The following is a 1023-nucleotide window of genomic DNA, read 5'->3' on the forward strand; positions in this document are numbered from 1 at the left end:
ATTAACGTGAGGTTGGGGCTATCCAAGCAGTTTTGGCAGCAAAACAGCAGGTTTTTGCTCCATGAAGGAGTAGGCGGCCACCGCGCTCAACATATGTGCCAGGGCATTCTGCGGACTCCGATGCCGGGTATGTTCAATATCAAATACCGTCATCAAGATATCGAAAACTGACTCAATTACTCCACGTTTGAATAGCGCATACTTTTCATTTATCGGCATTAGTTTGTTCTTCATGTTTTTCCGGATTTTGGTCACCACCTTTATCCCCTGCTGGTACAACTCGGAAAATATGCCGGATATGTATCCCTTGTCACCGTAACAGTTGCCTTTGAGTTTGTGGAGAAGCTCGTACAGGACCTCGGCCTTGGCGTCCGATACGTTGCCGGACGTGAAGGTGAAGTTCATAGCCTGCCCCAGGTTGTTGACCACCAAGTGCAGTTTCAAGCCGTAAAACCAGCCCGTTGAGGTACGCCCCCGCTCCGCAATGTCGCGGAAAACCTGGTGGTTGTGGATGCGACGGTTGTGGCACACCGGTAGCTTCTTGGAGTCGATGAAGTAGGTCCCCGTGGCTTGGCTACCCAGGCAAGTCCATTTGGCAAACACGTAGAGATGGGGTAGCGCCTTTGTGATCAACTGGAGGAAGCGGCGATAACCAACTTGCCGGGGAAAATAGCTGTGTAATTCGTTAGTCACCATATCCTCGAAAAAGTATTGGAAGCATTTGTATCCGGAGTACTGATAAAAAACAATAATGGAGAGTACCTCACTGATACTCATAATACCTTCGAAACGTGGGTTGCGATAAACGGGCTGGGGATGGAGTGTTAACCACTGGTCAAACTGCTGGCAAAAATCGTCGACCGTAACAAAGATCTCGATTAGTTTGAATGCTTTATCTTCGGTGAGCATGAGGCGGGTTTTTGGTCCGGAAGGGAGTTGAGATGTCCTTCCAAGGTACCAACTACTCGTCTCATCTTGCGTAAATCGCTGATCTGCAGCCGATTTGCCCCCAACCTCACGTTA

General features: G+C 49.1%; 1 protein-coding gene. It reads right to left on the minus strand.

From position 1 onward, the window contains the following. Positions 1 to 18: 18 nt before the first annotated feature. A complete protein-coding gene (locus tag E4021_RS18000; protein WP_136460881.1) occupies positions 19 to 909 on the minus strand; it encodes an IS982 family transposase in 891 nt (296 codons plus the stop codon). Between the last annotated feature and the right edge of the window lie 114 nt (positions 910 to 1023).

This window comes from Neolewinella litorea, assembly GCF_004803465.1.
GTDB classification, from domain to species: Bacteria; Bacteroidota; Bacteroidia; order Chitinophagales; family Saprospiraceae; genus Neolewinella; species Neolewinella litorea.